This window comes from Pseudomonas leptonychotis, from assembly GCF_004920405.1.
Lineage (GTDB): Bacteria > Pseudomonadota > Gammaproteobacteria > Pseudomonadales > Pseudomonadaceae > Aquipseudomonas > Aquipseudomonas leptonychotis.
In genome coordinates, this window is record NZ_RFLV01000004.1 from 156,046 (window position 1) to 181,827 (window position 25,782).

At 59.3% G+C, this 25,782-nt stretch carries 27 protein-coding genes; 17 read left to right on the top strand and 10 right to left on the bottom strand.

Going from position 1 to position 25,782, the window contains the following annotated elements:
- Window positions 1–85 precede the first annotated feature (85 nt).
- Together D8779_RS17480 and D8779_RS17485 are read right to left on the bottom strand one after the other, a co-directional pair.
- Window positions 86–697 carry a PilZ domain-containing protein gene (locus D8779_RS17480; protein ID WP_136665751.1) on the bottom strand — a complete coding sequence of 204 codons (612 nt, stop codon included), beginning with the start codon at window positions 695–697 and terminating at the stop codon, window positions 86–88.
- 51 nt (window positions 698–748) lie between these two features.
- A complete protein-coding gene (locus tag D8779_RS17485; protein ID WP_136665752.1) occupies window positions 749–1,210 on the bottom strand; it encodes a PAS domain-containing protein in 462 nt (153 codons plus the stop codon).
- A 112-nt stretch (window positions 1,211–1,322) separates the two neighbouring features.
- On the opposite strand from D8779_RS17485, the gene D8779_RS17490 reads away from it, so the two are divergent.
- The 6 genes from D8779_RS17490 to D8779_RS17515 all read left to right on the top strand — a co-directional run bounded on the left by D8779_RS17490 (window position 1,323) and on the right by D8779_RS17515 (window position 5,574).
- The gene (locus D8779_RS17490; RefSeq protein WP_136665753.1) at window positions 1,323–1,775 is read left to right on the top strand and encodes a flavodoxin; all 453 of its coding nucleotides are present in this window, start codon (window positions 1,323–1,325) and stop codon (window positions 1,773–1,775) included.
- Entirely contained in the window at window positions 1,775–2,242 is a 468-nt protein-coding gene (locus D8779_RS17495; protein ID WP_136665754.1) for a cupin domain-containing protein, read from the top strand. The genes D8779_RS17490 and D8779_RS17495 overlap by 1 nt, the downstream gene beginning before the upstream one ends.
- Window positions 2,243–2,355: 113 nt before the next feature.
- A complete protein-coding gene (locus tag D8779_RS17500; protein ID WP_136665755.1) occupies window positions 2,356–3,138 on the top strand; it encodes a class II aldolase/adducin family protein in 783 nt (260 codons plus the stop codon).
- On the top strand, window positions 3,135–4,046 hold the full coding sequence (locus D8779_RS17505; RefSeq protein ID WP_136665756.1) for an alpha/beta fold hydrolase: 912 nt from the start codon (window positions 3,135–3,137) through the stop codon (window positions 4,044–4,046). The genes D8779_RS17500 and D8779_RS17505 overlap by 4 nt, the downstream gene beginning before the upstream one ends.
- Entirely contained in the window at window positions 4,025–4,555 is a 531-nt protein-coding gene (locus D8779_RS17510; protein ID WP_136665757.1) for a DUF1569 domain-containing protein, read from the top strand. Before D8779_RS17505 ends, D8779_RS17510 begins: the two co-directional genes overlap by 22 nt.
- 107 nt (window positions 4,556–4,662) lie before the next feature.
- A complete protein-coding gene (locus tag D8779_RS17515; RefSeq protein WP_136665758.1) occupies window positions 4,663–5,574 on the top strand; it encodes an SDR family oxidoreductase in 912 nt (303 codons plus the stop codon).
- A 241-nt stretch (window positions 5,575–5,815) separates the two neighbouring features.
- On the opposite strand, the gene D8779_RS17520 is transcribed toward D8779_RS17515, so the two are convergent.
- Window positions 5,816–6,736 (bottom strand): LysR family transcriptional regulator, encoded by a 921-nt coding sequence (locus D8779_RS17520; RefSeq protein WP_205895839.1) that lies wholly within the window; start codon window positions 6,734–6,736, stop codon window positions 5,816–5,818.
- 79 nt (window positions 6,737–6,815) lie between these two features.
- Here D8779_RS17520 and D8779_RS17525 point away from each other — a divergent pair, with 79 nt between their 5' ends.
- Window positions 6,816–7,715: an NmrA family NAD(P)-binding protein gene (locus tag D8779_RS17525; protein ID WP_136665760.1), complete on the top strand. Its 900-nt coding sequence runs from the start codon at window positions 6,816–6,818 to the stop codon at window positions 7,713–7,715.
- A 240-nt stretch (window positions 7,716–7,955) separates the two neighbouring features.
- Here D8779_RS17525 and D8779_RS17530 read toward each other — a convergent pair whose 3' ends face one another.
- The 3 genes from D8779_RS17530 to D8779_RS17540 form a co-directional block, all read right to left on the bottom strand.
- Window positions 7,956–9,074 carry a hypothetical protein gene (locus D8779_RS17530; protein ID WP_136665761.1) on the bottom strand — a complete coding sequence of 373 codons (1,119 nt, stop codon included), beginning with the start codon at window positions 9,072–9,074 and terminating at the stop codon, window positions 7,956–7,958.
- Window positions 9,075–9,341: 267 nt separating this feature from the next.
- On the bottom strand, window positions 9,342–10,634 hold the full coding sequence (locus tag D8779_RS17535; protein WP_205895840.1) for an MFS transporter: 1,293 nt from the start codon (window positions 10,632–10,634) through the stop codon (window positions 9,342–9,344).
- 137 nt (window positions 10,635–10,771) lie between these two features.
- On the bottom strand, window positions 10,772–11,335 hold the full coding sequence (locus D8779_RS17540) for a cupin domain-containing protein (RefSeq protein WP_136665763.1): 564 nt from the start codon (window positions 11,333–11,335) through the stop codon (window positions 10,772–10,774).
- Between the two features lie 144 nt (window positions 11,336–11,479).
- Here D8779_RS17540 and D8779_RS17545 point away from each other — a divergent pair, with 144 nt between their 5' ends.
- Window positions 11,480–12,373 carry a LysR family transcriptional regulator gene (locus D8779_RS17545; RefSeq protein ID WP_136665764.1) on the top strand — a complete coding sequence of 298 codons (894 nt, stop codon included), beginning with the start codon at window positions 11,480–11,482 and terminating at the stop codon, window positions 12,371–12,373.
- Window positions 12,374–12,631: 258 nt separating this feature from the next.
- Here the strand turns inward: D8779_RS17545 and D8779_RS17550 are convergent, their stop codons facing one another.
- Window positions 12,632–13,525: a LysR family transcriptional regulator gene (locus D8779_RS17550; protein ID WP_136665765.1), complete on the bottom strand. Its 894-nt coding sequence runs from the start codon at window positions 13,523–13,525 to the stop codon at window positions 12,632–12,634.
- 145 nt (window positions 13,526–13,670) lie between these two features.
- Here D8779_RS17550 and D8779_RS17555 point away from each other — a divergent pair, with 145 nt between their 5' ends.
- The gene (locus D8779_RS17555) at window positions 13,671–14,876 is read left to right on the top strand and encodes an MFS transporter (RefSeq protein ID WP_136665766.1); all 1,206 of its coding nucleotides are present in this window, start codon (window positions 13,671–13,673) and stop codon (window positions 14,874–14,876) included.
- 282 nt (window positions 14,877–15,158) lie between these two features.
- On the opposite strand, the gene D8779_RS17560 is transcribed toward D8779_RS17555, so the two are convergent.
- Window positions 15,159–16,697: a sigma-54-dependent transcriptional regulator gene (locus tag D8779_RS17560; RefSeq protein ID WP_136665767.1), complete on the bottom strand. Its 1,539-nt coding sequence runs from the start codon at window positions 16,695–16,697 to the stop codon at window positions 15,159–15,161.
- 66 nt (window positions 16,698–16,763) lie between these two features.
- Window positions 16,764–17,849 carry an AraC family transcriptional regulator gene (locus D8779_RS17565; protein WP_136665768.1) on the bottom strand — a complete coding sequence of 362 codons (1,086 nt, stop codon included), beginning with the start codon at window positions 17,847–17,849 and terminating at the stop codon, window positions 16,764–16,766.
- Between the two features lie 158 nt (window positions 17,850–18,007).
- Between D8779_RS17565 and D8779_RS17570 the strand changes: the two genes are divergently transcribed.
- Window positions 18,008–19,834, top strand: coding sequence for a long-chain-acyl-CoA synthetase (locus D8779_RS17570; RefSeq protein WP_136665769.1), 1,827 nt, complete (start codon window positions 18,008–18,010; stop codon window positions 19,832–19,834).
- A gap of 35 nt (window positions 19,835–19,869) precedes the next feature.
- Here D8779_RS17570 and D8779_RS17575 read toward each other — a convergent pair whose 3' ends face one another.
- A complete protein-coding gene (locus tag D8779_RS17575) occupies window positions 19,870–20,169 on the bottom strand; it encodes an I78 family peptidase inhibitor (protein ID WP_136665770.1) in 300 nt (99 codons plus the stop codon).
- Window positions 20,170–20,342: 173 nt separating this feature from the next.
- On the opposite strand from D8779_RS17575, the gene D8779_RS17580 reads away from it, so the two are divergent.
- The 7 genes from D8779_RS17580 to D8779_RS17610 all read left to right on the top strand — a co-directional run bounded on the left by D8779_RS17580 (window position 20,343) and on the right by D8779_RS17610 (window position 25,659).
- Window positions 20,343–21,272, top strand: a complete 930-nt coding sequence (locus D8779_RS17580) for an ABC transporter ATP-binding protein (protein WP_136665771.1) — start codon at window positions 20,343–20,345, stop codon at window positions 21,270–21,272.
- Window positions 21,269–22,030 carry an ABC transporter permease gene (locus D8779_RS17585; RefSeq protein WP_136665772.1) on the top strand — a complete coding sequence of 254 codons (762 nt, stop codon included), beginning with the start codon at window positions 21,269–21,271 and terminating at the stop codon, window positions 22,028–22,030. Before D8779_RS17580 ends, D8779_RS17585 begins: the two co-directional genes overlap by 4 nt.
- 144 nt (window positions 22,031–22,174) lie before the next feature.
- Window positions 22,175–23,404, top strand: coding sequence for an RNA polymerase sigma factor (locus tag D8779_RS17590; protein ID WP_136665773.1), 1,230 nt, complete (start codon window positions 22,175–22,177; stop codon window positions 23,402–23,404).
- A gap of 134 nt (window positions 23,405–23,538) precedes the next feature.
- Window positions 23,539–23,883: a YciI family protein gene (locus D8779_RS17595; protein WP_136665774.1), complete on the top strand. Its 345-nt coding sequence runs from the start codon at window positions 23,539–23,541 to the stop codon at window positions 23,881–23,883.
- Window positions 23,884–23,911: 28 nt separating this feature from the next.
- Window positions 23,912–24,346: a YybH family protein gene (locus D8779_RS17600; protein WP_136665775.1), complete on the top strand. Its 435-nt coding sequence runs from the start codon at window positions 23,912–23,914 to the stop codon at window positions 24,344–24,346.
- Window positions 24,347–24,519: 173 nt separating this feature from the next.
- The gene (locus D8779_RS17605) at window positions 24,520–24,933 is read left to right on the top strand and encodes an HPF/RaiA family ribosome-associated protein (RefSeq protein ID WP_136665776.1); all 414 of its coding nucleotides are present in this window, start codon (window positions 24,520–24,522) and stop codon (window positions 24,931–24,933) included.
- A gap of 252 nt (window positions 24,934–25,185) precedes the next feature.
- On the top strand, window positions 25,186–25,659 hold the full coding sequence (locus tag D8779_RS17610) for a hypothetical protein (RefSeq protein WP_136665777.1): 474 nt from the start codon (window positions 25,186–25,188) through the stop codon (window positions 25,657–25,659).
- Window positions 25,660–25,782 lie beyond the last annotated feature (123 nt).

Sequence of the window (25,782 nt, forward strand, 5' to 3'; positions counted from 1 at the left end):
CTGCAGGGGTTTCCCCTGCACTTTAGGCCCGCGCTGATTGCGGGTCTTTTTTTGCCTACGTTTTAACCATCTAGCGGTGGTGCGTTCAGCGATGCCCGCTGGCCAGCCGCTGTTCTTGCTGGAGGTGTTGTTGGTAGATGAACTGACGCAGGTGTTCATCGCTTTGCGGGTCCAGGGTGTGCAGTTGGTAGGCCAGAAAGCCGTCCACGGTTTTGCGCACAAAAACGCCGGCAATGGCAATCGGGGTGTGCTCGTCTAGCGGTAAGACCAAGTGGAAGCGTTTCGGTGCGGCGCGCCGCGCACGATGTTCAATCAGTGCGCCATTCATCGACAGTTGGTGTACCCACAGGCCACTGGGTTGCGCGTTGGGCGTGTGCAGCGCCAACGGCTCGGATAAGGGGGAGCGCCAGGCGCGGTTGACTGCACCTTCGTCAAAAATCTGCGGCGCGCTGAGTTGCAGGCAAGGCGCGCTGTGCGCGTTCTGGCTCAGGTGCAGGTCGAAGGTCAGGTGCTGGTTGGCGATATGCGCATGCAGGCTCAGCTGTTCATGGGTGGCACAGTGCGAGAGCAGCTCACTGAATTGTTTAACAATATCAGCCTGCAGAGGAAGGTTGCTGCGTGCTTCAATATTCGTCGGCTGGTTTAGCTGGCGAATAAAGGCCAATTCAGCTTGGGTCAGGAGTGCCTGTTCTTGCATGGAAGCGGTCTATATCAAGCTCTGGAGCTGTTGTGACCGCTTCGAACGAGATTAGTTATGACCGATCGTCGCCTGTAATCGAGCCAGTTCGGCCTTGAGGGTGATCAGTTCGGCTTCCAGTTCTTTGACCCGCTCTTGCGCCTGCACCTGCTCGGTAACGTTCTTCTGGATACCGATGTAGTAGGTCAGCTGATCGGCGTCGTTGACGACGGGGGTGATCGACAGCTCATTCCAGAACGGGCTGCCGTCTTTGCGGTAGTTGCGAATAATTTGTCGGCAAGGACGGTGCTGCTTAACCGCTTCACGGATGGCGCTCAAACCAGGCTGGTCGCGATCGCCGGCCTGCAGGAAGCGGCAATCCTGATAGAGGATGTCTTCGCTGGCGTAGCCGGTGAGTTTTTCAAAGGCCGGGTTGGCATAGATCAGGATGTTGTCATCGCCTTCTTGTTCGGCAACCACGATGCCGTCGTTGGAGGCGTTGATCACCAGTTGCAACAGTTTGGCGTTGATCATGAGGCGTTTTCCCAGTCTATGTCCGCTGCATTCTAAAACATCCGGGCGAGCTGTCTACTTGCGGCATAATGCCGGGCTTATCGACTTGGTTCTGTATGTTTCGGAGTTTTGCATGAAAATCGCCATCCTTTCCGGCTCGGTGTATGGCACTGCCGAGGAAGTTGCCCGCCACGCCGAGCGCCTGTTGAACGCCGCTGGCCATCAGGCCTGGCACAACCCCAGGGCCAATCTGGCCGATATCCAAACCTTTGCCCCTGAGGCGTTTCTTGCGGTGACCTCGACCACCGGCATGGGCGAATTGCCCGATAACCTGCAGCCGCTGTATTTCGCCATTCGTGACCACTTGCCCGCTTGGAGCGGGCTATCGGGTGGGGTGATCGCCCTGGGCGACTCCAGTTATGGCGATACCTTCTGCGGTGGCGGCGAGCTAGTGCGCGAGTTATATGCCGAGCTGGGCATTCGCGAAGTGCAGCCGATGCTGCGCCTGGATAGCAGCGAAAGCGTAACCCCGGAAACCGACGCCGAGCCTTGGCTGGCCGAATTTATTACGGTGCTGCACGGCTGATGCATCCGCGCGCGCTGGAGCTGATCGAGTCGCTGCAACTGCAGGCGCACCCTGAGGGTGGCTATTACCGTCGGCTGTTCGAGTCGCGCCAGCAAACGGCGCAGGGCCGGTTGTGCAGTACGGCGATTGTCTTTTTGTTGCCGGCTGGGCTGGTCAGCCGTTGGCACCGTGTGGATGCCGACGAACTCTGGCACTTCTACGAAGGCGCGCCGCTGCAACTATTGATTGCCGAACACCCCACGGCGATTCGCAGCGAGCGCCTCGGCCCGGTGGCCACGCAGCAATTACCGCAACGCGCAGTGCCGGCGCATGCCTGGCAAAGTGCGCGCAGCCTGGGCGACTTCACCTTGGTGGGTTGCACCGTGGCCCCCGGTTTTGACTTCACCGGCTTTTGCCTGCTCGCCGATGATCCTCAGGCCCAGCGTGACTGGCCGTTGCTGCGTCAGCTGCACCCCGAAAGTTTCTGAAACGCTTACTGACCCGTAAAGCCACCACGCTGGCCGCTAGAGCGACTCACCTTTACCGCAGCCCTGGCTAGACTGCTTGGCACTTGATAACAAGAACTGCCGAGGTAAAAGCCATGACCGTTGCCCATGCACTGCCGTCCTTCAATGTCCAAACTCAGGTGTCTGCCGTCGAATGGCAGACCCGCGTCGACCTGGCGGCCTGTTACCGGTTGATCGCACTGCATGGCTGGGATGATCTGATCTTCACCCACATCTCGGCGAAGATTCCGGGCGCTGAAGAATTCCTGATTAACCCTTTCGGCCTGATGTTTCACGAAATCACCGCCTCCAGCCTGGTGAAGATTGACCTGGCCGGTAACAAGCTGATGGACAGCCCCTACGACATCAACCCGGCGGGCTACACCATTCACAGCGCCGTGCATGAGGTGCGCCACGATGTTGCGTGTGTGGCGCACATTCATACGGCGGCCGGCATTGCCGTTTCGGCGCAGAAGCAGGGGCTGTTGCCGTTGTCGCAGCAGTCGCTGTTCGTCCTCGCGAGCCTGGCTTACCACGGCTACGAAGGCGTGGCGCTGAACCATGACGAGAAAGCGCGCTTGCAAGCGGACCTGGGCGAGAAGAACTTTATGATTCTGCCCAATCACGGTCTGCTCACTGCTGGCGGCAGCATCGCCGATACCTTCCTGATGATGTTCACCCTGCAGCGCGCCTGTGAAATTCAAGTCATGGCGCAAAGCGGTGGCGCCGAGTTGATCCATATCCCTCAGCAAATTCTCGAGGGTGCTAAGGCCATGGTCGCTGGCGTTATGAAAAGCCCGCAAGGTATGGGTGGTCAGTTGGCTTGGCCGGCCTTGCTGCGCAAGCTGGACCAGCAGATGCCGGGTTACGACGCGTGACTGCGCTCCTCGGCATTGCCCTGCAGGATTGGCGCGGGCAAGGGCAGAGTTTTACCTTCAAGGGCCATGCCATACGTTACTGGACGGCAGGTGCGGCAGATGCTGAGCCGCTGTTGCTGATTCACGGCTTCCCCACCGCCAGCTGGGATTGGCATTACCTGTGGCAGCCGCTGGCGCAGAAGTACCGAGTGATCGCCTGCGACATGCTCGGCTTTGGCGATTCGGCCAAGCCGCGCGGGCATGCCTACAGCCTGCTGGAGCAGGCCGATCTGCAACAAGCACTGCTTGAACACCTGGCGATTCAGGGACCGCTGCATGTATTGGCTCATGATTATGGCGACAGCGTGGCCCAGGAGTTGATTGCCCGTGACCAGGACGGTCGTATTAAGTTGGGCAGTTGCGTGTTTCTCAATGGCGGCCTGTTCCCGGAAACCCACCACCCGGTGTTGGTGCAAAAGCTGCTGCTCAGCCCCGTGGGGCCCTTGATCAGTCGGTTGTTTAGCCGGCAAAAGCTGGCTGCCAGTTTTGCCAAGGTGTTCGGCCCGCACACCCAGCCCAGCGCTCGCGAGCTGGATGATTTCTGGAGCCTGATTGCCGCCAATGATGGCACCGCAGTGATGCACCGGTTGATTCGTTACATGCCCGAGCGTCGCGTGCAGCGTGACCGCTGGGTGGCTGCAATGCAGGCCACGACAGTGCCTATGCGGATAATAGATGGGGCGGCCGACCCGATTTCCGGCGCACACATGGTGGTGCGTTATCGCGAGCTGATTGCCAACGCCGACACCGTCCTGCTGGAGCAGATCGGCCACTATCCGCAAACTGAGGCCCCGGCAGAGGTGCTGATGCATTACTTACACTTTCGTGACCGGCTGGAGGCCGCCGCATGCAGCGACGTACTGTCTTAAAAGGAGCCGCTCTGGGTGGTGTCGCGGTCTTGGGCGTGGGTTTCTGGGCATTGCCCAGCGGGGTAGCCCCGGCTGCCGTGAGCCTGCAAGGCGCACAACAGGTGTTGGCAGGGCTGGTCGATAAACCGTTAACCAGCCTCAAAGGCTGGAGCCCGGCGCAGGTGTTTAACCATTGCGCGCAGAGCATCGAGTACTCCATTAGCGGTTATCCCGCGCTTAAGCCCGGCTGGTTTCGTAGTAGCGTCGGCCCGCTGGCCTTCAGTGTATTTGCCGCGCGCGGGGCCATGCGTCACCCGCTGGATGAAGCCATTCCGGGCGCTGCAACGCTCAGCGAGCCGTCTAGCCAAACCTTGGCGCTCAAGCGTTTGCAGCAGGCCTTCAGCGATTTTGTAGCCTACCAAGGTGAGTTGCAGCCGCACTTCGCCTATGGCGTGTTAAACCATGCTGATTACGCTCAGGCCCATGTGCTGCACCTGTACAACCATCTCACACTGCTCAAGTTGGCCTGACTATCCCGCTGCTTTATCGCGCACCATTCAGCGCTGCTCGTATCTATTGTGACTGGCGTGCGTCTGCTGGACACTCGGTGCATTGTTAATCTGCCGAGGAATGCTGCATGAGCGACGCCATCCGTTTTCAAGATCAGGTTGTAATCGTCACCGGGGCCGGTGGTGGCCTGGGCCGCGCCCATGCGCTGCTGTTCGCCCAGCACGGCGCCAAAGTGGTGGTCAATGACCTTGGCGGCAGCACCCACGGCGAAGGCGCTAACGCGTCGGCGGCAGACAAAGTGGTTGAGGAAATCCGGGCTGCCGGTGGTACCGCAGTGGCCAACCACGATTCGGTGACCGACGGCGAGAAGATCGTGCAGTGCGCACTGGATACCTTTGGCCGCATCGATGTGGTGGTGAATAACGCCGGCATCCTGCGCGACAAAACTTTCCATAAGATGGACGACGCCGACTGGGATCTGGTTTACAAGGTCCACGTCGAAGGCGCCTACAAGGTAACTCGCGCCGCGTGGCCGCACATGCGTGAGCAGGGTTATGGCCGCATCATCTTCACCGCGTCCACCTCAGGTATCTACGGTAACTTCGGCCAGTCCAACTACGGCATGGCCAAGCTTGGCCTGTACGGCTTGACCCGCACCCTGGCCATCGAAGGTCGCAAAAACAACATCCTGGTCAACGCCATCGCCCCGACTGGCGGCACGCGCATGACCGAAGGGCTGATCCCGCCACAGGTGTTCGAGCAGCTCAAGCCTGAGCTGGTCAGCCCGCTGGTGGTGTACCTGGCCAGCAACGCCTGCGAAGAAACCTCCGGCCTGTTTGAAGTCGGTGGCGGCTGGATGGGCAAAGTGCGTTGGGAGCGCAGCCTGGGTGCCGGTTTCGATCCACGGGTCGGCTACAGCCCGGAAGACGTGGCGGCCAACTTCGCGCAAATCTGCGACTTCGAGGGCGCGGCCCATCCGAAGGACAACATCGAAGCGATGAAAGAGATGATGGCCAACCTGCAGAAGTTCGCCCTCTGATTACGCCACTTTGGCGGAATATCGTTCAGTAGGCTGATGCCACTGTCGCAAGTGTTTAAGACAAAGGCCGGCATTTGCCGGCCTTTGATTTTTTAGTGAATGGGTACCTGCGGTCGTGATGATTTGACGGGCTGCAAGCGGCCAGAAGCGGACACCCTGAGACAGCTGCTGAGAATATTTAGGACCCGAGACTAATAATAACTGGGGGGATCGCCATTTTATAAATCGAGGTCGGCGGCATTTATCCGGCCGTATTGAACGATGCGACGACGTCGACAAGCTGTTGCCTGACCCAAACATGGGCGGGGTCGCCGTGAAAGCGTTCATTCCAGATCATGGCTGGTGACAGGGGCGCAACCTTTAGCGGCAGATCTAGGAGCGCAAGTGGGAGCCTTTTCGCAAGCAGGCGCGCCAAACGGCTGGGCAACGTGAGAATCATGTCGCTGTCCGCCACCAACATCGCACCAGCAACAAAGTGGGGAACTCGCAGCGCGACTTGGCGAGTGAGCCCCAGCGTCGAGAGCGCGACTTCGACCGCGCTCCCTCCCACTCCGGAAATGGTCACGGTGATGTGGCGCAAGGTCACATAACGCTCCAGGCTGAGTCCGTCTGTTACACAGGGGTGATCGGACCTCACTACGCACACCAGGCTATCAGCGTAAAGGCGGCGCCGATGGAGACTGCCGGGCAGTGTCTCGAAAATGCCCAGGGCTAGATCTACGTCCCCCTGCTCGACCAGCCGCACGTTATCCCCAACAGGTTGCGCGATATGGAGACTTAGCGCTGGCGCATGGCGCTCGAAGCGGGCGATTAAACCAGCAAGGACCGTCAGGCTCAGATGGTCGTGCGCGGCGATCGTGATTCGCCCCGTTGCAGAGGCAGGGTCGAAGACGGCAGGCGAGACGATGCCTCTGGCATCGTCCAGCAGTTTAGCCACGGGAGCTGCCAGCATTTCGCCGCGTGGCGTCAGTTCCAGCCCGAGCTTGCCGCGAACCACCAGGCGATCACCCAGCATCGTGCGCAGTCGCCCCAGCGCGCGGCTGGCGGCCGGTTGGCTCAAGCCCAGGCGGAGGCCCGCCTGCGTAACACTTCGCTCCCGAACGAGTGCTTCGAACAGCTTTAACAGATTGAGGTCGACCCTAGATAAATCCACTTGACGCATGTTGGCTATAACTTCCATATCATTTATGTACGTCGCGCAATCATCCACCATCCTGGTTCATCTAAACAGGAGATGTTGTATGACTGCTTATTCCCCCCTTCCTTATGCTGTATTCGGCGTGTCCGGTCGTACCGGTGCCGCAACCGCTGATGCTCTCTTGCGCTCCGGCCAGCCTGTGCGCGTCGTGGTGCGCGACTCGGCCAAGGCCCAGGCCTGGGCGGAACGTGGCGCAGAAGTTGCCGTGGCCGACCTGACTGATCTGGCCGCAATGACCCAGGCACTCAGTCAGGTCCAAGGCGCCTATGTCGTCAGCCCGCAACACTACAGCCGTGAAGACCTGTTCGAGAGAGCAGAGCTGATTGCCGAGATCACGGCGCGCGCCGCAATTGCGGCGGACGTGCCCAGACTTGTGGCCCTTTCCTCGGTGGGTGCCGACCGTGAAAGCGGAACAGGGTGGATCAGGATGAACCGCATGTTCGAGCAGCGTTTGACCGATGCCGGTGTGTCCACCATCTTCCTGCGCGCGGCCTATTTCATGGAAAACTGGATGCCGATGGTCGGACAGGCCATGCGCAGCGGCACTCTGCCGACGTTTCTGGCACCACCACAGCGTCTTCTCCCGATGGTGGCGACTGTGGATGTCGGTAGTGCTGCAGCTGCTTTGCTGCAAGAAAAAAGGACAGGGACCTGCGCCGTCACTCTCGCGGGGCCCAAAGACTATGCCCCGAACGATGTCGCTGCCATTGTTTCAGCCACGCTCGAGAAGCCTGTCGACGTTGCAGTTCTGCCGGAAACTGAGTGGCCAGAAGCGCTGGCGGATGCCCATTTCTCAAAGGCCGCCCTTGCTGGATTCACCGAAATGACCCGTGGCCTCAATTGCTCGCATATCGACATCAAAAGCGATCCCCGCGCGGTCGAATGGGTAGGAACAACTCCGCTCGAACGAGTTATCGTCGAACTGGTACAGGGTCAGCGATAAAGGCCAGCTGGCGTTATATGCGCAAACTTCGCCGCACTCGGTGACATGGGCTTAGCAAGCATTTCCGGATGAAGCCAAGTGCGTCGTGGTGTCCGCTAAAGCCAGTGCCAAGGCCGCTGCGACCGGCTATCGCGACACACTGCGGGCCTGACCGTCCGCTTCTGGCCGATCTCTGCCGATCATGACAGGCGAGATTTGGCCAAAAGCAGACGCTGAAGAAAGAAATGACGGTTTCAATGCTCAAGGCCATTCAACGACAACCGCTTTCGGGTCACCCTGACGCATCTGATGTAATTCAGCATCCGCCTTCGCTTGTGTCGCATGGCAAAACGAGAAGGCGTTCTGGGTTTTGCCAGTCGGCCCTTTGGCCTCGCCCATACAAACTGTTGCACCCGGTGCGCAAATGACGGGATTGAGTTTGAATTCTCCCCAAACGCCCGGCTGCTCCTGTTTTACTTTCGCGATGTAGTGTGTGAGCGAAGGTCGTATGTCGTTTGCTGCCCCGACGATCAATTTGACCGGGCTGACAGTAGCGCCGTAAGTATGCTGAGTGGAGATGACCGCGGTGCAATACATAGCACCTACAGAGGTCACTGACTGCTCGACCGGAGGCGCAGTCGTCACGCTGGTTACTGGAGCCGTTGGCATCACCGGCACTTGAGCGGCTCGCTCGGCAGGCAACCAGTCAATCACGTGCAGCAATGGGTTAGTGGCACGCAGGGAGGCCAAGCCTTTTTCAACAGCTTCCCTTGACGTGCTACAAATAACGCTCGCCAACCGAGTCCCATGAGTGAATGAGCCAGTGTCAGCTTTGCTGACGGTGCAGCTCTGGCTCTGCGCTAATGTACTGCAGGAAAGCGGACCAAGTTGTTCGCTGTTTACGCGGGACATCAAAAATGCCTGGAACTCGGTGAGCGCAACCCGCGCTGGCGCGCCAGCGATGGCGCCAGCTTGCCAGGGTTTGCTGACGACACCCGTAGTAGTGTTCGCGGGCTCCATCAGATTTCTATTTGTGTAATAGGCGAAGCAATGACTGTCGTCACCCACTGGGGTGGGAGGCGCGGCACTGGTTTGTCCAGATGCGGGACAATTGCGCAGCGCGAGAGCATTACTTAAACCCTGAAAGTTTGCCTGTAACCCCGGTATATGGAGATGTGAATCAGTAGGATGATCCACTGCGACGTTTTGCAGCAATTGCTGGTAGCCATCGCGTTTGTAGGCGAGTTCCTCGCAGCTCAATGAGGCGAACACCGAAGGATCGGGAATGGGGTAGGGCTGAGGTCGCGAGGGTTCTGTAGAAACACAGCCTGCCAGAAGTGCAACGGCAATCCACAAAAATGATCGCTGAATAATTGTCATTGTTGCCTCAGGATGTGCGTGAGTAGGGTTTTTCAGGACGCTACGGTTTTGCCATTATCGTGTCCACTTATTCGTCAGGGCCGCGTTGTATTTGATCTTGCGGAAATTTAAGAATGAATCGCTCCTGGTTTCGTAGACACCTCCAAGCCTCATATTTCGACCTATAAAGATGTGCCATGAGCAACCCGCGTTACCCGAAGATTTAAAATCGAAGCAGTCAAAAAAGTGATCGTGCGAGGTCTTTCGGTAGCTAAGGGCGTTGCTCGTTCAGGCGTGTCGACACACCGCCTTTCTGCCTTGCAGTGTGCTTATCAGGGCTGCGAACACGTTCAATAAAGCTCCTGCACCAAGAGCAAGCTGAGGTGCAGAGTCGGCGGGGAACAAGTTAAAGAGCAACGTCATGAGAACTGCGCCAGCAGTTTGCCCGAGTAAGCGCGCGGTACCCTGCATTCCTCCAGCCACACCACTTCGGCTCAGCGGCGCTGCGAGGAACATGTTGCGGTTATTGGCCACGTTAAAAAGGCCAAAACCGAGACCGCAGAGCATGGTTAGTGGCACAAACATCATGAGGTTTTCCTGCAGAGGCCAAAGCGCAACTCCGGCTAATCCTGTCGCAAGGCACATGCCTCCTATCGAACAAAACCAGGCAGTCGAGAATCGGTTTGAAAAACGACTAGCTAGCGGAGCTATTAGCGCGACGGTTAAAGGCCAGGGGATCATGTAGAGACCTGTCATCAGCACCTCTTGCCCAAGGCTGTGCTGCAGGTAGAAGGGCAGCGCGACCAAGCCTGCGGTCTGCCCAGCAAAGCAGAGCACCGAGGCAATAACTGAAATACGGAATGAGTGGACCCTGAGCAGGTCAAGCGGAATCAGTGGCGCTTCCTTCTGCCTTTCTCGCGTAATCAACAGCATCAGTTGGGTAGTGGAGATGACCAGTAACGCTGCAGCGAGTGCTGTGTGCTCAATGATGACTCCAGCGGCTATGACCAGCGATGCAAAGGTCCCGGCATTCAATGCAATGCTCAACAGATCAGCTTTGCGCGCGCTGCCGTCCACAGCGGGCAGCGCACGGGTCGCTAGCAACACCCAGAGCCCCAAGGGCAGCAGCACAGCAAATAACCATCGCCAATCTGCCACGCTGAGAATTGCTGCCCCCATTGCGGGGCCTGCGGCTGATGACAGGGCAATCGCAAGTGCATTCCAGCCGATAGCGGCACCTAGTTGTTGGCTCGATACCACTTGGCGCAGCAGTGCAATGGCGAGTGCCATGACTGCCGCGCCTCCAAGCCCCTGCAGCAACCGCGCGGCAATGAGCCAAGGCAACGTCGGCGCCAGCGCGCACATCAGGGTGGCGACCAGAAAGAGCGCCACTCCCCAGCGAAATACTCGGCGGTAGCCAAGGCTTTCACCTAGCGCTGCGCAGGGCAGCAGAGCCATCAGGAGCGCCGCCTGGTTGGCCGTGATGATCCAGATGGACAGGGCGGGGGGCACTTGCAGCGATTGGGCGATCGTTGGCAAGGCCATGTTGGCTATCGCCGTATTGAGCACCACCAGCACCATGGCTACGAGCACCGAGCCGATGGCAGTCAAGCTTCTTGGTTTTGCGCGGACTGGCAGCGCGTTAACAGGCTGCACCGATGAGGCTGCTTGTTCCGGTCGTATGCTGAGACGGCCGACTTTGGGCGCTGGGCCAAGCTTCATGACTCCAACCACTGGGGAGCGCATTGGCTCGCCGGGACCCAATCACCCTCCTGCTCTATATAGCGTGTCAGCTTGCGGGCCTCTTTGTCCTCCTTCTTCAAATCGCGCTCGGTAAAGCGAAAGAGCACAGCAGGCCCGGAGATGCAGCGCGTATCGTGAATATCACCCGGCAGGTAGACCTGCGTTTGACCGGCGCAAACCCTTGTGACACTGCGCTTTACCAGTTTCACCTGGCCATCTGGGGCCTGAACCTTGGCATAGGTGGTCATTTCTATTTCACCGTGCTGCACCGCGTAAATGACCCAGCTTCTGCCGTGATCATGAGGCGGCCGATAGAGCCCCTCAGGCTCAGTGTGTGCCAGCAACACAAAGCCGTTTACCGAGTCTCGGTACATTTCTTGTTGAGCCAATGCACGCTGGCGTAGATCTGCCAACCATGGCTCGGTGGCAGGCGCCTTCAGGAGCTCATCCAGCTGTTGCTGGCAGCCTGCGACTACCTCAGAGCTGAGCGGCCCCCAGATTGATTGGACATGCTCAACAAATCTGCTCAACGAATTCATACATCATCTCCTCATTCATTTCGGTACGAATGTGCCGATGGAGAGAACTGTATGTAGGGTAGATACATGGCGGAAGACGCACTGTTTGCAGTTTATTGTTGCGTCTGACGCCATGTGACAGACAAGTTGGGCTAACATCAGGCCATGTCGAATCCGGACCTTAATCTGCTCATTACCCTCGACGCAGTGCTCGCCGAAGGAAGTGTCACGCGTGCAGCTAAACGCCTGCGGCTCAGTCCCTCGGCGATGAGCCGGGCACTTGCGCGGCTCAGAGAAACCACGGGAGATCCGCTTTTAGTCAGGGCGGGAAGGGGGCTTGTGCCTACTCCTAGGGCGATCGAGCTTCGTGATCGCGTCAGTCAGCTTGTTCGAGATGCGCAGGAGGTTTTGTCCCCAGTCGAGCTTCTTGACCTGAAAAAGCTCGACCGGACTTTCGCGATCAGAACCAGCGAGGGTTTTGCTGAGAGCTTTGGCCCGGCTCTTATCGCACGTGTTGCGGAGCAGGCCCCTGGAGTTCGGTTGTTTTTTATGCAGAAGCCGGACAAAGACAGTAAGCCGTTACGCGATGGAGTCGTCGACCTTGAAACAGGTGTTATAGATCTGACCTCTGCCCCCGAGCTTAAGGGCCAGTCTTTGTTCAGGGATAATTACGTCGGCGTTGTACGAGCCGGGCACCCACTGAGCCGCGACGCAATCACGCGGGAACAGTATGCAGCGGGCATGCATATTTCAGTGTCGCGAGAGGGTGTAGAAAAAGGCCCCATAGATGACGCGCTGCAGTCACTTGGATTGGAGCGGAAGATAGCCACGATCGTCGCTGGCTTTTCAACCGCGCTGGGGCTGGCCCGGGGATCCGATTTGATCGCCAGTGTACCCGAGCGTCATACCGCGAGTTTGCGCGAGGGGATGTATAGCTTTCCGCTTCCGGTTCACACGCAAGCCTTCACCGTTGCTTTGCTTTGGCATCCCCGATTCAGTGCTGATCCGGCTCATCGGTGGCTTCGAAGTCTGGTTCTTGGTGTTTGTGGAAAAACTTAATACTGACTGACCTCTGATTATGTAGACGCTCGATGACCGCTACTGGCCGACTCTCGCCTTTCATGATCGGCAGAGATCGGCCAATAGCAGCCACTCAGAAGTGGCTAGGAGCATGGAGCTATTCCCGGCTTCACCACTCTAGATGCGACTGACAAACTAACTGTTGAGCCTGCTCAGTGAGTCACACAATTCAGTCCGTTGAAAATAAATCGAGTCCTTTTTCTGTGCCTGGCTGGTGCCGAGTACTGATCAGCTAGGTTATACCTGCTCGGCTATGTGCATGCTCAGATAGTCGAGAAAGCAGGTGATGCGTGAAGCCAGCGCGGTGTTGCGGTAATAAACCGCATGTATCGGTTGGCGCACCTCGACTGTATCGCGCAGCAGTAATTGCACCAGATCACCACGGGCTCTGTCTGCATCAGTCATGAAGTCGGCGAGGCAGACAATCCCACCGCCGGCCAAGGCGAGTTGCCGCAGGGTCTCCCCACTAGAAGCGCTGACACTCGGGTTGATGCTTAGCGAATCCCCAAGAGCGTGGCGCAGTGGCCATTGGTTGAGGCTGTCGGGTTGAGTAAAGCCGAGCAGACTATGGCCGCTCAGTTCCTCGACGCTTTGCGGCGTACCTCGAGCCTTGAGGTACGCCGGGCTAGCGAGGATGCGAAGACGACTGGTGCACAATGGCCGCGCATGCAGGGTTGAATCACGCAGCGTACCGATGCGAATGGCGATATCGGTACGCTGCTCAAGCAGGTCGATGATCTGCTCGCTACTGTGTAATTCCAGCTGGATCTGCGGGTATTGAGCACGAAAGCCCGATACCAGAGGCACCACCGCATGCAGCATGAATGGCGCGGCAGCGTTGACCCTTAGGCGGCCTGCAGGTTTCTGCCGGCGGACTTTCATCTGCTCTTCGGCGTCTTCCACCGCATCGACAATTCTACGCGCCTGAACGAGAAAGGCCTGACCCTCCTCGGTCAGTTCTAGGCGACGTGTTGTGCGGCGTAACAGGGTGACATCCAGCTTTTCTTCCAAACGACTGAGCGCCCGGCTAACGCCGGAAGGCGTCTGAGTCAGTTGTTCGGCCGCAGCGCTGATCGAGCCGCTGTCCACCACGTGGACGAAGGCCAGCATTTCATCAAGTGTCGTCTTCATTCGTGCACTATAGTCAAATATCTTGTGCTTTAAACACTATTTTTCTGCACGAATGATCCGGTGAAACTGCACGCCACACAGTTAACAGGTTCTGTTCAAAGCCTCGCTACATAGCTTTAAAAAGAATCTTCACCGGAGTAATACAATGCCCATCGCTCTACTGGCGCTAACCCTGAGCGCTTTTGCCATTGGTACCACCGAGTTTGTTATCGTTGGCCTGCTTCCTACCATCGCCGCCGATCTCGGTGTCAGCTTGCCCTCTGCGGGTCTGTTAATCAGCCTGTATGCCCTCGGCGTAGCCATCGGCGCGCCACTGCTTACCGCAATGACCGGCAAGGTGCCGCGTAAGGCCTTGCTGCTAGGCCTGATGGTGTTGTTCACCGCAGGAAATCTGCTGGCCTGGCAAGCACCAAGTTATGAATCTTTGATAATCGCGCGGGTCATCACTGGTTTGGCCCATGGTGTGTTCTTCTCCATCGGCTCGATCATCGCCACCAGCCTGGTTCCTAAGGAGAAAGCCGCCAGCGCGATTGCCATCATGTTCACCGGCCTGACCGTGGCGCTGGTAACCGGTGTGCCACTCGGCACTTTTATCGGCCAGCACTTCGGCTGGCGCGAAACATTCCTCGCGGTATCCGCGCTGGGCGTGATCGCCTTTATCGGCAGCCTGCTGTACGTACCGAAGAACATTCAGCACAACAAACCAGCCTCCGTACTGCAGCAACTGCAAGTACTCAAGCAACCACGCCTGCTGCTGGTGTATGCGATGACCGCCATCGGTTACGGCGGCTCATTCACCGCGTTCACTTTTCTCGCGCCGATCCTGCAAGAGATCGCCGGCTTCAGCGCTGCGAGCGTCAGCCTAGTGTTGCTGGTGTATGGCGTGTCCGTGGCGTTCGGCAATATTTGGGGCGGCAAACTTGCCGATAAACGCGGGCCGATCAGCGCGCTGAAAATCATCTTTTTGCTGCTCGCTGCCGTGCTGTTTATGCTCACCTTCACGGCACACAATCCGTGGTTGGCACTGCTTACCGTGCTGCTCTGGGGCGCGGTGGCCTTCGGGAATGTTCCGGGGCTGCAGGTGTATGTGGTGCGCCAGGCAGAGCATCACACCCCCCACGCCGTCGACGTAGCGTCGGGCCTGAACATCGCCGCATTCAATCTCGGCATTGCAGGTGGTGCTTGGGGTGGCGGGCTGATCGTGGAGAATCTGGGGCTGATCCACACAGCCTGGATTGGTGCGCTGGTGGTGCTGGTGGCCTACGCGCTGACGACCTGGAGCGGTTATCTAGATCGCAAAAGTCCACTGACACAAACAAGTGGGAACAACAGTTTAGTCGTCGGTCATTGATCAACTATGCAGAGACCAAAGTTGCTTTCAGGGCCTTATAAGCGAACTGCTGAGCCTCATCAAAGTATTACTTAGTTCGGCCTGCTGCGATTCGGTTAGCGACGGTTTAGTTTCGACTGTCGCTGCTGTTGTTTGAGTCGTTCCTGATTTTGTAGACGCTCGATGACCGCCAGTGGCCGATTTCTGCCGTTCAACTAAGTGCTGGCTAGTACTCAATGCAATGGCAGTCGTTGGCCAGTCAGCGGCCACCGGACTCACGCAAACTTCACCGATAAACCGCTATCAGTCTTTGCTTGGTATCCCGTACTTGCGCAGGCGCGTGGCGATGGCGCTGTGTGAGGTGTGCAAGCGTGTCGCCAGCAAGCGGGTCGAGGGATGGCTGGGGTAGAGTTTTACCAACAAGGCTTTTTCAAACTCGGCCACGGCGGCTTCCAGGCTGTTCACGCCGCCCTCGCTTTGCTGCGCGCCGACGGCGGTGCTGGCGATGTCCAGGTCATCCATCTGCACCAGGTTGCTCTCGCAAATAGCCGCCGCGCGGAAAATCACGTTCTGCAATTGGCGCACATTCCCGGGCCAACGGTTGCTCAGCAGCGCGGGGTAGGTGTCTGGCGTTAGCCTGCACGGCAGGCGCTGGATCTGCGCGCAGGCCTGCTGCATAAAGTGCCGCGCCAATAACAAGATGTCCTGACCGCGCTCGCGCAATGGCGGTACTTCCAGGTTGAGGACGTTGAGGCGATAGAACAGGTCTTCGCGAAACGCCCCCTCGTTGACCATCTTCTCCAGATCGCGGTGGGTGGCGCTGAGGATGCGCACATTAACCTTTACCTCACGCTCGCCACCGACTCGGCGGAACGTGCCGTCGCTGAGAAAGCGCAGCAGCTTGGCTTGCAGGTAAGGCGACATTTCCCCTATTTCATCGAGAAATACCGTGCCCTGATTGGCCAGCTCCAACAGCCCTGGTTTGCCGCCGCGCTGGGCGCCAGTGAAGGCACCAGGGGCGTAACCGAACAGTTCGCTTTCGGCGAGGTTCTCCGGCAATGCCGCGCAATTCAGTGCAAGAAAGGGGGCGCTAGAACGGGTGCTCATGGCGTGGCAGCCACGCGCTACCAGCTCCTTGCCGGTACCGGTTTCGCCCTGGATCAGCAGCGGTGCATCGAGGGTGGCGACACGCTGGGCGCGGGTTTTCAGGCTGCGGATCGGCGCGGAGTCGCCCAGCAGCGAGTCAAAGCCCTCGGCGTGATCATGGTGCAGGGCCGCCAGGCGTTCGCCGATGCGGCTTGGCGCATACAGGCTGAGTAGGCCACCGGCCAGGTGCCGTGCGCTGTCGTCGACGCCTTCGGTGATGGGTTGCGCATCCAGCAGCAACGCCTGGCCCTTGAGGGTGACCTCGCGCATCGGCAGGCGAAAGCCTTGCGTGAGCATTTCAGTCTGTAATTGTGGGTCGGCGAACAGTTCGCCAATGCCCAGCCCTTCGGGTTGTTGGCCGCACAATTCGATCAGCGCCGGGTTGGCCAGCAGCACACGGCCCTGGCTGTCGACGGCCAACACCGGATCGGTCATGGCCGCGAGCAGTGCGTCGAGCTGCAGGTGGCGGCGCTGGCCGGGGAGGATGTCAACAATGGTCACCGCCTGCACGCCACGCACCTTGAACAGGGCTTCGCGCAACTCGTCGAGCACTTCAGGGCTTAGGGTCGGCGCGTCGATATAGACGTTGGGCGGCACCATCTCCACCGCATCCAGGTTGAGGTTGCGCCCACCCAACAGGGCCAGCACTTCCTGGGTGATACCAACGCGGTCGATAAAGGTGACGTGAATGCGCATGGGCCGACTGAGCTGCCAAGGGGGAGGGGCAGAATACCCGGTCTGCCAGGCTTAGTTAACCGTGCTTTAAGGAGCGTGCCGGTTATGCGCATCGTCCAGAGGGGGATCAACCCTTATGTGTTGCATCTCAGCGCCGAGAACGCCGCCGTGCTGCTGGTAGAGCTTGGGCGACAGGCCAAACCAGCCCTTGAACGCTTTGTAAAAGGCACTCGGCTCGCTGAAGCCCAGCTCGCGGCTGAGTGCCTCGACCCGGCAACTCGGCTGTTGCAAGCGTTGCACTGCATGCTCGCGCCGCACCTGCGACAGCAGTTCGGAGAAGCAGCAGTCCTCCTCACGCAGGTGGCGATGCAAGGTTTGTCGACTGATGCCCAGGCGCCGCGCCACGCTCAAGGCTGACAGCTCGCCACTGAGCAGGCTTTGTTCGATCAATTGCAGCACCTGCAGGCGGGTACTGTGCTGCGCCGGTAATTGCGCTTGCATGGCACTGACGCGTTGCTGCATCAGCGCTTTGAGATAAGCATTGGCGCCCTGCACCGGTAGCTGCAGATCAGCCTCCAGCAGGTCCAGGTAATCAAACCGCTCGGCGAAGCGGGGCTGTACTCCGAACACCTGCCGATAGATCGCAGGTGTTGCCATTGGCGCGTGGCGAAATCCGACTGCCTGCGGCAGCAGCCGCACGTGTGTGAGCTGGCGGGCCCAGCACAGCGCGGAACTGAGGCTGTGCTCACTGGCTATGGCGTGGCCCAGCAGTGGCGCGTTAAACAGGAAATGAATGCGCACGCGGTCACCCATGGATTCGACACGCAGGTTCTCGCCCTCACTCATCACCGGGATAAAGCGGCGAAACAGCTCGATGGCCTCACCCAGCGTAGCGCTGTGTGCTGCCAGGTGAGCGACCGGCCCGCGGGTGTGGAGGCCGCGCTGCTGGCCGACCAGTAGGCCAATCTCCGGGCGCGCGCCCCGGCTGAGCGCACGCTGCCAGAGGTGCAAAGCCCAGTGCACCGGTACGCGCATTTCCAGGTTCTTCAATTGCTCCAGTTCGATACCCAGTTCCTGCAGGTCGTCTGGGCCGACCAGGGCGAAACCCTGTAACGAGAGGTATAAATCGAGCAGTTGTGAGGCGGTCGCGCTGGGCGTGTGTAGCCGTGGCATGGGCAGTCCGTTTTCCAACCAAGGAGGGCTGATTGTGCGCCCCCGGTGAGACAAATTGCCACAGTGATGCAACCCTTGGCTATTAACAGCGCGGCATTGACTGACTAGATTGAACGGCAAACAACATCGAGTACTTCGTACCGCCTGGAGTCTGCGCCATGAGTCATGCTGATCTGATCACCTTGCCCCGCCTGCTGTCTCGCTTACCCCGTTTGCTCATCGATCTGCCAAGCATTGTAAAAGGGCTGCATATCGGCAACCGCAGCCGGGGTGCTTACCCGGTCAGCTTGGCCAGTTGTGTTGAAACGGCGGCACGTGAAAATCCGAATGGCGTGGCGCTGATCCAGGGCGATGAGCAATTGACCTATGCGCAATTCGACCGCTGGGCTAACCAGCTGGCGCACTACTTGCGCGCTCAAGGTCTACGTCAGGGCGACAGCGTGGCGCTGATGTTCGAGAACCGTTTTGAACTGCTCGCCAGCGTCGTCGCCTGCGCCAAACTCGGCGCGGTCAGCGCGCTGATCAACAGCAGCCAGCGCGGCCGTGTGCTGGCCCATAGTATTGGCCTCGCGACACCGCGCATGGTGCTGGTGGGTGAGGAGCTGATGGACGCCTTCCGCGAAGTCGCCGACGAGGTGGCGCTGCCTGCCGATGCCTGCCACTACTTCGCCGATCGCCCGACGTGGCGCGATCCTGGTGAGGCGCCGGCCGGCTGTCAGCACCCGGCCGCGATGCTGCACGATTATCCCGTCGACGTGCCGTTGCTGGAGCGCGCAGTACGCGCCGATGACCCCTGTTTCTACATCTACACCTCGGGCACCACCGGGCTGCCCAAGGCCGTGGTGTTCAATCACGGGCGCTTTATGAAGGGTTACGGCGCGTTCGGTTTTGCGGCCGTGCGCCTGGGCCGCGAGGACCGCATGTACGTCAGCCTGCCGTTCTACCACGCCACCGCCATGGTGGTGTGCTGGGGCTCGGTTTTGGCCGGTCAGGCGGCGCTGATTATGGTGCGCAAGTTCAGCGCCAGCCGTTTCTGGGATGAAGTACAGCAGCATCGGGCGACCGCCTTCGGCTATGTCGGTGAGTTGTGCCGCTACTTGCTCGACCAGCCAGCGCGCGCCAGCGATGCCGATAACCCCATTCGCGTGATGGTCGGCAATGGCCTGCGCCCGAGCATCTGGCAAACGTTCAAGCAACGTTTTGCGATCGAGCGGGTGGTCGAGTTGTATGCCTCCAGCGAGGGCAATATTGGTTTTACCAACCTGCTCAATCTGGACAATACCGTGGGCTTTTCGCCCTATCCCTACGCCATCGTTCGCTACGACCAGGCGAGTGAAGCGCCGCTGCGCGAAAACGGCCATCTGCAGAGGGTGGCCAAGGGCGAGGCGGGTTTGCTGCTGGGCAAGATTACCGACAAATCCCCCTTCCACGGTTACACCAATACCCACGATACCGAGCGCTGCATTTTGCGTGACGTGTTCGAGCCGGGTGATGCCTGGTTTAACACTGGCGACTTGATGCGCGACATGGGCTTTCGCCATGCACAGTTCGTTGACCGGCTGGGCGACACCTTCCGCTGGAAGGGCGAGAACGTTTCCACCACCCAGGTCGAGGCGGTGCTCGATGGCGTTGCCGGGATCAGCGAAACCGTGGTCTATGGCGTCGAGGTGGCCAATACCAACGGTCGCGCCGGCATGGCCTGCATTCGCCTGGCTGGTGCGCCGGAGAGCTTTGACTTTCAGGCCCTGCTTGCCCATCTGCGCCAGGAGTTACCGGCCTACGCCGTGCCGCTGTTTTTGCGGCTAAGCGCACACATGGAAACCACCGGGACCTTCAAGCACAAAAAAGCGCCGTTGAAGGAGCAAGGCTACGACCTTGAACGCGGCAGCGATCCGCTGTACGCCTGGCTACCTGGCGGCGATCGCTATGTATTGCTGACTCACGAGCTGCACGCAGCCATTGCCGCCGGTAGCTACCGTTACTAAGAACCTGGCACGACGCGTTGCGTTTCAGCGATGGTTTACCCGCAACTCAGGCGGATGATCACTTCGCTTTCATCGATATCGATATTCAGGCGTTGCGGGTTGTAATCCATGGTGGCCGCGTCGCCGGGGGCGAGTACGCGCAGGGTCTTGGCACTGGCTTGCTGCTGCACCTGCCTGATGCGTTCGGCGCTGGCGTGCTGGCCGAGAACGCCTTGCACCTGCTCGACATTGCAATCACCGCTGATTTCGGCAACGGGCGGCGTTGCGGGCTGCGAGCTGCAACCGGCCAGCAGGGCAAGCAAGCTGAAGCTGGCGAGTGAGTGACGAAGAGCCATGGTCTATTCCTTGTCTGTGTAGAACTCGCTCAGCCTAGCAGCCGCATCCGTTGCAGCTCAACGCCAGTGACGGCAATTCACTGGGCCAATCCGTCCATGCGGCGTGCATCAGCGGTTCCGCAAGCGGCAGTAATGTCCCTACAATTGCGCTTTTCCCCTGAGAGGGCGGTCCTGTGCAAGCGGTGATCTCGATCCAACAACTGAGCAAGACCTACGCCAGCGGCCATCCGGCGCTACAGAACATCGACCTGGATATTCGTCAGGGCGAGATCTTTGCGCTGCTCGGCCCCAATGGCGCCGGTAAAACCACCCTGATCAGCATCATCTGCGGCATCGTTAATCCAGGCGGCGGACGCGTGCTGGTGGGCGGTAAGGACATCATCAAGGATTACCGCGCCGCCCGTGGCCAGATCGGCCTGGTGCCGCAGGAACTGGTCAGTGACGTGTTCGAAACCGTCTGGGCGACGGTGAAATTTAGCCGTGGCCTGTTCGGCAAGAAGCCCAATCCGGCTTATCTGGAACAGCTGCTCAAGGATCTGTCGCTGTGGGACAAGCGCGACGCCAAGATTTTCGAGTTGTCAGGCGGTATGAAGCGCCGGGTCATGATCGCCAAGGCGTTGAGCCACGAGCCGCAGATCCTGTTTCTCGACGAGCCCACGGCCGGCGTTGATGTGGAGCTGCGTCGTGATATGTGGAACATGGTGCGCGGCCTGCGTGAGCGCGGGGTGACCATCATCCTCACCACCCACTACATCGAAGAGGCCGAAGAAATGGCCGACCGCATCGGGGTGATCAGCAAAGGCCAGATCATCCTGGTGGAAGACAAGCAGGCGCTGATGCACAAGCTCGGCAAAAAACAGCTGACCCTGCAACTGCAACAACCGCTGGCGAGCATCCCCGCCGAGCTTACGCGCTACGCGTTGGAGCTGGCAGATGACGGCCATGCCCTGGTGTTTACCTTTGATGCACAGAGTGAGCACACCGGCATTGCCGAGCTGCTTAAGGACCTGGCGCAGCACGGCATCGACTTTAAAGATCTGCAGTCCAGTCAAAGCTCGCTGGAAGATATTTTCGTTAATCTTGTGCAGGAATCGCGTCGATGAATTTTTATGCAATCCGCGCCATCTACCTGTTCGAACTGGCGCGCACCTGGCGCACTCTGCTGCAGAGCATCGCCACTCCAGTGATCAGCACCTCGTTGTATTTCGTGGTGTTTGGTTCGGCCATCGGTTCGAGCATGACCCAGGTGCAGGGCGTCAGTTACGGCGCGTTTATCGTGCCGGGATTGATCATGTTGGCGCTGCTCACCGAGAGCATTTCCAACGCCTCCTTCGGCATCTACATGCCCAAGTATTCGGGGAGTATTTACGAGCTGCTGTCGGCACCGGTGTCTTACCTGGAAATCCTGGTTGGCTATGTCGGCGCGGCGGCTACCAAGTCGATTATTCTCGGCCTGGTAATTCTGCTGACTGCACGTTTATTCGTCGACTTCGAGATTCTCCACCCGTTCTGGATGTTGGCGTTTCTGGTGCTCACTGCGCTGACCTTCAGCCTGTTCGGCTTCATCATCGGCGTGTGGGCGGACGGCTGGGAAAAACTACAGATCGTGCCGGCGCTGATTGTCACGCCATTAACCTTCCTCGGTGGCGCGTTCTACTCGATCAGCATGCTGCCGCCCGCCTGGCAGACGGTGACCCTGTTCAACCCAGTGGTGTACCTGATCAGCGCGTTTCGCTGGAGCTTCTACGGTGTATCCGACGTTAACGTCGGCCTGAGCCTGGTGATGATTCTTGGCTTTTTGTTGCTGTGCATCCTGGCCGTGGGCTTTATCTTCAAAACCGGTTATCGGCTGAAGAGCTGACTGATAGCTGGGTGCGCTAAACCCTATGTTTATCGCATGACTTGTAACATCGTCGGGTGGATGAAACCTCACCCATCTACCAACCGCGATGGTGGATGAAAGCAGCGTCATCCACCCGACATAACGCTGTGAGCGGGAGGCGTGATGGATACGGCTTGGCAGGCTCAGCTCGCGCAGCTCTACCGCGATGAGTCGCGTCGTGTGTTGGCCACCCTGATACGTCTATTGGGCGATTTTGATCTGGCCGAGGAGGCGCTGCACGAAGCCTTTCGCGCCGCCCTGGAGCAATGGCCGCAGAGCGGTATACCGGCCAACCCGCGCGCTTGGCTGGTGTCGGCGGGGCGCTTCAAGGCCATCGATAACCTGCGTCGGCAGCGGCGCTTTCAACCCCTTGATGATCAGCATGATCTGGCCGATGACGCGCCAGTGGGCGAGGGCGAGTTGCTCGAAGACGACCGCCTGCGGCTGATCTTCACCTGCTGCCACCCGGCACTGGCCAGCGATGCCCAGGTGGCCCTGACCCTGCGTGAGGTCTGCGACTTCGGCACCGAGGACATCTCCCGCGCCTTTCTCACCACACCCGCCACCCTGGCCCAGCGCATCGTGCGCGCCAAAGCGAAGATTCGCGATGCACGCATCCCCTATGAAGTGCCCGGACGCAGCGAGCTGCCCGAGCGCTTGGACGCCGTGCTACGGGTGATCTACCTGGTGTTCAACGAAGGTTATTTCGCCAGCTCCGGCGCTTCGCTGACTCGCGCGCACCTGTCCGATGAGGCCATCCGCCTGGCGCGCCTGCTGCTGGAACTGCTGCCCGAGCCAGAAGTGCAGGGCCTGCTGGCGTTGATGCTACTGCACGAGTCACGGCGCACTGCACGCAGCTCGGCCAGCGGCGAAGTGGTGCTGCTGGAGCAGCAGGACCGCAGCCAGTGGGACCGCGCGCTGATCGCCGAAGGTGATGCCCTGGTGTTGCAGGCGCTGCATTCGCGGCGTTTCGGCCCTTACACCCTGCAAGCGGCGATTGCCGCCGTGCATGCCGAAGCCGCTTGCGCCGAGCAGACCGATTGGGCGCAGATAGTCGGCCTTTACGATGCCTTGCTGCGCCTGAGTCCGTCGCCGGTGATCGCGCTTAATCGCGCTGTGGCGGTGGCCATGCATGACGGCCCCGAGGCCGGACTGGTGCTGATTGATGCGCTGCTGGCCAGCGGCGAACTGACGGATTACCACCTGGCGCATGCCGCGAGCGCGGATCTTAATCGCCGCCTGGGGCGCGTGGCGCAGGCACGCGATGCCTACCAAAGGGCGCTTGAGCTGACCCAGCAGGGTGCGGATCGGCAGTTTCTGCAGAGGCGTTTGGACGAGCTACCGACCGGTTAAGCCGTCATCTGCCTGGCGGATAACCGCAGCTTGGCTAGCGTTGATCGGGTCTGAAAATATTTTCTGCGCTGCTGTCGATTCAGCACCGCGTCATTCGACTAGTCAGTAACCGCGCAACCGCCCCGGAGAACGCCATGAAATACCTGTGCCTGGTCTACAGCAACGAGCATGCGCTGCATCACTCACCCGACAGCCCGCGTGACGAGGAGTGCTTCGCCTATGCCGAATCGATGGCCGCCAGCGGTCGCATGCTCGCCGCCGAGGCGCTGGAGTCGGTGCAGACCGCCACCACGGTGCGCATGCGCGGCGGCAAGCTGTCGATCATCGACGGTCCCTTTGCCGAAACCAAGGAGCAGCTAGCGGGTTTCTATCTGGTCGAAGCCCGCGACCTTAACGAAGCCATCCAGCTGGCCGGGCATATTCCCGCGGCGCGAGTCGGTTGTGTGGAAGTCCGTCCGGTTCGCGAGCTGCAGGTTTAGCACCCCACCAATGCGAAGGAGAGTCGAGATGAGTCATGCCAGCCTAGAAAGGCAAATTCAACAGCAACTGGACGCCTGGGTCGCCGCTTGTCGGAGCAAGGATGTCAGCCAGATCATGAGCCACTACGCCGAAGATGTGGTGGCCTACGACGCCATTGGTCCGCTTCGGTTTCAGGGGCGCGCGGCCTACCAGGCGCATTGGCAGGCTTGCATGGAGATGTGTGGCGGCCCAGGGTTGTTTGAGATCCATCAGCCGAGCTTTCTGCTCAGTGATGGGCTGGCCGTGGTGCACTACCTGTTTCACTGTGGCGGCAGCGATGACAAGGGCGAAATGCACAGCAGCTGGATGCGTGTAAGCCAGTGTTTCCGCCAGCAGGACGGCCGTTGGCTGATCGCCCATGAGCATTTCTCCATGCCAGGTGACATGGAGAGCGGAAAAACTTTGTTTGATTTGCAGCCATAGTCTTGTAACTCACGGGGCGCAAGGCTTGCAGCGGATTAATGAGCGCGGCGATGCAAATTTGTGGTTAAGACCAACGTCTTAGGGCTTGCCTAAAGGGGGGCGCAATGGCGTAGTCTGGACTTGTCGCCTGGGTAGGCGACGCTATTCGCGAACAGTTGAAGAAGGAAAGCTTTATGCAAATCCAAGTTCACAGCGATAACCACATCGAAGGCAGTGCCCGTTTAGTTGAGTGGGTAAGTGCCAGTGTTTCCAGCAAGCTGGAGCGCTTCGATGACGAACTGACCCGCATCGTTGTTCACCTGCATGATGACAACGGCGCAAAAGCCGGCGCGCATGACAAGCGCTGCCAGATCGAAGCACGGCCTAAAGGCCTGCAACCGCTCTCCGTGACCCATAAATCCGAATCATTGGAACAGGCCATCGACGGTGCTATCGAAAAATTGCACCACGCGTTAGAGCACCAATTTGGCAAGCTGCGCAGCAAGCGTGCCACCCCACTGCAGGCCGATGATGCAGGTGATATTCCCGGCCAGGATGCATTGCTGCAAGAGGACTTCCTCGCCGAGGAGCAGTTACGCGCTGTATAACCGCCTCCGAGTAGCCGACTGGCTTGGCTGCTCACCCACTTTTTTCTCGCGCCCCCGCAGTCGTCTGCGGGGGCGCTGTCGTTTTAGCCCACTGATCGCGCTGCCTGTGAGCGGCAACCCCTTGCCCGGTGCGGCAATGTGGTTCCGTTCTGGCGTGGGCGCGCTCTGCTCAACGCCTCGGTTTTATTCGGGGCAGGCAGTTGGCCTGTATTCTGCAAAAGCCCTGCGAGCTGACCAATGCAGGGATTCGCCATGACCAGTATTTCCAACAACTCGCCGCTGGCGAGCTACTTTGCCAACACCGCTAAACCCAACAGCACTGGGGCTACGGGCAGTGGCAGCAGTACAGATAAACCGAGCACTGGTACGCCAGACCCGCTCGCGGAAATCCGCCGTTTTGCCAGCAGCATGGTGGCCAACAGCCGCGGCGGACTGCTACGCGCGATGCACGCCGAGAGCAGTGGTGCCAGCAGTGCGATTGCCAGTGACCGTTTTCGTCCGGTAGCCGAGCCGGCCAGCGACACCTCGAAAATTGCTCTGCCGGATGTTGCCGAGCTGGACCGCGAAGACGCCGCCAAGCTGCTGGCGCAGATCAACAAGCTGGTCGACGCTGGCCTGGATAAGAGCGATAGCTTTGTCGGCTACAACGGCGAGCAGCAAACGGATTCGCTGACCACCTACCGCGATTGGTTGCAGGCGAGGGGCGGCGTCAGCATCTACGTCTAAGAAGCCGTCTCGGGTCTGCTGCTTCGTTCTACCTCCTGCATCCATGCAGTCGTCCGCGCCCTCGGTCATTTCTGCCTTGCCTCGCTCTAGCTCGCGAGACCCGAAACAGCTTCTGCACATTGC

Bases quoted from the DNA above. Each gene is read 5' to 3' on its own strand.
- D8779_RS17480 (WP_136665751.1), bottom strand. From the start codon at position 697: ATGCAAGAACAGGCACTCCTGACCCAAGCTGAATTGGCCTTTATTCGC.
- D8779_RS17485 (WP_136665752.1), bottom strand. From the start codon at position 1,210: ATGATCAACGCCAAACTGTTGCAACTGGTGATCAACGCCTCCAACGAC.
- D8779_RS17490 (WP_136665753.1), top strand. From the start codon at position 1,323: ATGAAAATCGCCATCCTTTCCGGCTCGGTGTATGGCACTGCCGAGGAA.
- D8779_RS17495 (WP_136665754.1), top strand. From the start codon at position 1,775: ATGCATCCGCGCGCGCTGGAGCTGATCGAGTCGCTGCAACTGCAGGCG.
- D8779_RS17500 (WP_136665755.1), top strand. From the start codon at position 2,356: ATGACCGTTGCCCATGCACTGCCGTCCTTCAATGTCCAAACTCAGGTG.
- D8779_RS17510 (WP_136665757.1), top strand. From the start codon at position 4,025: ATGCAGCGACGTACTGTCTTAAAAGGAGCCGCTCTGGGTGGTGTCGCG.
- D8779_RS17515 (WP_136665758.1), top strand. From the start codon at position 4,663: ATGAGCGACGCCATCCGTTTTCAAGATCAGGTTGTAATCGTCACCGGG.
- D8779_RS17520 (WP_205895839.1), bottom strand. From the start codon at position 6,736: ATGCGTCAAGTGGATTTATCTAGGGTCGACCTCAATCTGTTAAAGCTG.
- D8779_RS17525 (WP_136665760.1), top strand. From the start codon at position 6,816: ATGACTGCTTATTCCCCCCTTCCTTATGCTGTATTCGGCGTGTCCGGT.
- D8779_RS17530 (WP_136665761.1), bottom strand. From the start codon at position 9,074: ATGACAATTATTCAGCGATCATTTTTGTGGATTGCCGTTGCACTTCTG.
- D8779_RS17535 (WP_205895840.1), bottom strand. From the start codon at position 10,634: ATGGTGCTGGTGGTGCTCAATACGGCGATAGCCAACATGGCCTTGCCA.
- D8779_RS17540 (WP_136665763.1), bottom strand. From the start codon at position 11,335: ATGAATTCGTTGAGCAGATTTGTTGAGCATGTCCAATCAATCTGGGGG.
- D8779_RS17545 (WP_136665764.1), top strand. From the start codon at position 11,480: ATGTCGAATCCGGACCTTAATCTGCTCATTACCCTCGACGCAGTGCTC.
- D8779_RS17550 (WP_136665765.1), bottom strand. From the start codon at position 13,525: ATGAAGACGACACTTGATGAAATGCTGGCCTTCGTCCACGTGGTGGAC.
- D8779_RS17555 (WP_136665766.1), top strand. From the start codon at position 13,671: ATGCCCATCGCTCTACTGGCGCTAACCCTGAGCGCTTTTGCCATTGGT.
- D8779_RS17560 (WP_136665767.1), bottom strand. From the start codon at position 16,697: ATGCGCATTCACGTCACCTTTATCGACCGCGTTGGTATCACCCAGGAA.
- D8779_RS17565 (WP_136665768.1), bottom strand. From the start codon at position 17,849: ATGCCACGGCTACACACGCCCAGCGCGACCGCCTCACAACTGCTCGAT.
- D8779_RS17570 (WP_136665769.1), top strand. From the start codon at position 18,008: ATGAGTCATGCTGATCTGATCACCTTGCCCCGCCTGCTGTCTCGCTTA.
- D8779_RS17575 (WP_136665770.1), bottom strand. From the start codon at position 20,169: ATGGCTCTTCGTCACTCACTCGCCAGCTTCAGCTTGCTTGCCCTGCTG.
- D8779_RS17585 (WP_136665772.1), top strand. From the start codon at position 21,269: ATGAATTTTTATGCAATCCGCGCCATCTACCTGTTCGAACTGGCGCGC.
- D8779_RS17590 (WP_136665773.1), top strand. From the start codon at position 22,175: ATGGATACGGCTTGGCAGGCTCAGCTCGCGCAGCTCTACCGCGATGAG.
- D8779_RS17595 (WP_136665774.1), top strand. From the start codon at position 23,539: ATGAAATACCTGTGCCTGGTCTACAGCAACGAGCATGCGCTGCATCAC.
- D8779_RS17600 (WP_136665775.1), top strand. From the start codon at position 23,912: ATGAGTCATGCCAGCCTAGAAAGGCAAATTCAACAGCAACTGGACGCC.
- D8779_RS17605 (WP_136665776.1), top strand. From the start codon at position 24,520: ATGCAAATCCAAGTTCACAGCGATAACCACATCGAAGGCAGTGCCCGT.
- D8779_RS17610 (WP_136665777.1), top strand. From the start codon at position 25,186: ATGACCAGTATTTCCAACAACTCGCCGCTGGCGAGCTACTTTGCCAAC.